Consider the following 2,586-nt stretch of genomic DNA (forward strand, 5'->3'; position numbering starts at 1 on the left):
TTCCATATCCCTGCTTTCCAACCAACTGATATAACTGGAATAAGGCTGGACAGCCGGCAACTGCACTTCCCGGCCAGCCAGGTAGCCCTGGTAAAGAGCTCCAAATTCATTAATCAATATACTCATACACCACCCATCCATCAACACATGATGATGGCTCCATATGAACTCATATTCTTCAGCTCCGGTACGATAAACCCTCACCCGCATCGGAACCTCCTCCCCTAAATCAAACTTCTCCGCCTTGTCTGATAACCGGTATTTCTCTACTACAGCTTTTCTACCATATGCTGATACTTCTTCCCTTACATCCTGATATATAAACTGACCCGCACGGTCAACCAAAACCACCTGGAGGTTACGATCATAACCTTCCAGTAAAAATAATGTACGTAACACATCATAACGCTTTACCAGAGACTGAAAACTCTTCTCCAGAAGGGCTACGTTAACTGCGCCTTCCAACCGGTAACTCATCTGCCCAAAGTAGTGATCCGCAGTCTCATCCATCAGGGTATGAAATATCATCCCCTCCTGCATCGGTGAAAGTGGGTAGATATCTTCTATCGCATTTTTCCCCTGAATGGCATCCAACTGATCAATACTTAGCTTATTATAAGTAAGGTCTGATGGAGTCAACTCCTGCTTCTCATAGGATAAACAGTACGCAATCAGCAGCTTCAGGCTCTCTTCATAGGTGCTCATCAAACTCCTGATCGTAGATCCTTCATACTGCTTTTCGCTATAGGAAAGGCCCAGTTCCAACTGGCCTCCAGCTATCATACCGGTAATATCCCAATCATGCTCCCGGCTCTCCAAAGGTGAAACCTCAAAACCACGACCTTCCCCGGAAATACTATATACACGACCTTCAGTATCGCTGTCAAACTGACCCAGGTAATTGAAGCTGATCAAAGAGTGCTCTTTTACCGCTATCGCAGAATCCAGGTACATACCCATCAGGTAATCCACCCCTTTGTTGGGAATCTGCCGTAAAGACTCCTTCACCGATTTGATCAGGTAAGATAACTCCTCCCCTGCCGAAACATCCAGAACAACAGGATAAAAGCTTGTAAACCAACCAACAGTACGACTAACATCCAATCCTTCCAATACCTCCTCTCGCCCATGCCCTTCCATATCTACACGTAAAGAGCCGGACCCAAACTGATGATGAACACTCAGAAGAAGCCCCGAAAGCAAAATATCATTGATCTGGGTGTGAAAAACCCCATTTACCTTGCTTAATAATTTCTCTGTATAGGCCCTGCTCAGTTGAAAACCCACAGTGCTTACATCCTGACGCTTATTGGAACCTTCTGCGTGATCTCGCCCGATCGCTATCTGAGCTCTGCTTAAAACACTATTCCAATATGCAAGCGCTGATTTGTAGTGACCACTCCTACGATATTCTTCCAGCTTTTTAGACCACAACTTAAAAGAATCCGTTTTCATCGGAAGTTTAAGCTCATCACCGCTCCTCAATTGATTGTACAACGTCTCAATGTCATCAAAAAGTATACGCCACGAAATACCATCAACCACCAAATGATGGATCACTATCAGCAACCGGCTGCCATCGGAAAGATCATACAAGCCCAACTTCATCAGCGGGCCCCGTTCCAGGTCTATACTCTCCTGCTGCTCCTCACAAAGTGCCATGAGGTGCTCATCGCCATTTTCCTCACCACTCAGGTCCCGGACAACTACTGACAGAGGGTAATCCAGGTCTTCATTGTACTGAACAACTGTTTCGCCTGAAAACTCGTATCTCATCCGTAGTGCATCATGATGTGACTGAAGGTGGGTAAATATCTTCCTTACCTCAAGCTCGGTGATCCGTTCAGGAAAACAAAACATCACAGACTGGTTAAAATGATGACGGAAGTGAAAATCCTGCGTGAAAAACTTCTTTTGAATACCCGTCAGTGGAACTTCTCCTGTAACAACCCCCTGCTCTGAGATCCTGGTCTTTTTCTTCACGTAAGGAGCCAGCTCACTAATCGTATGATAGGTAAGAATATCACGCACTGATACTTCATACCCCGATGACCTAACCCGAGAACTTATCTGGATAGATTTGATGGAATCACCACCCAATGAAAAAAAATTCTTCGTGGTACTCACCTTTTCTACTCCCAACACCTTGCTCCATACATCACTCAGCAACTGCTCTTCTTTAGTCTTCGGAGCAACATAATTCTCCGATATCGACATCTCCGGATCTGGTAAGGACTTACGGTCTACCTTGCCACTCGGGGTCAACGGAAATCGCTCCATATGAACGTAATGAACCGGAAGCATGTAGTCTGGCAAGCTCAGAGATAAATGATCCCGAAGTTCTTCGAACGAAATCTCCTCCGAAGATATATAGTAGCCTACCAGGTACTTGTCTCCTTCTCTTTCCCGGGCTACTACTACCGCATCTTTAATAGCATTATGTCCTACAAGGTGACTCTCTATCTCTCCTAACTCTATCCTAAAGCCACGGAGCTTCACCTGGTGGTCGATTCTGCCAAGGTACTCCATATTACCATCCGGTAGCCAACGTACCAGGTCTCCCGTCTTATATACCTTTTCCCCAGG

Annotated in this window: 1 protein-coding gene; it reads right to left on the minus strand. The window is 45.6% G+C overall.

What is annotated here, in order from left to right; translation table 11 throughout:
• Positions 1–2,586, minus strand: a 2,586-nt coding sequence (locus C900_RS21610) for a condensation domain-containing protein (protein ID WP_040497267.1), incomplete at both ends; no start/stop codon positions are given.

This window comes from Fulvivirga imtechensis AK7 (assembly GCF_000331535.1).
GTDB lineage: Bacteria > Bacteroidota > Bacteroidia > Cytophagales > Cyclobacteriaceae > Fulvivirga > Fulvivirga imtechensis.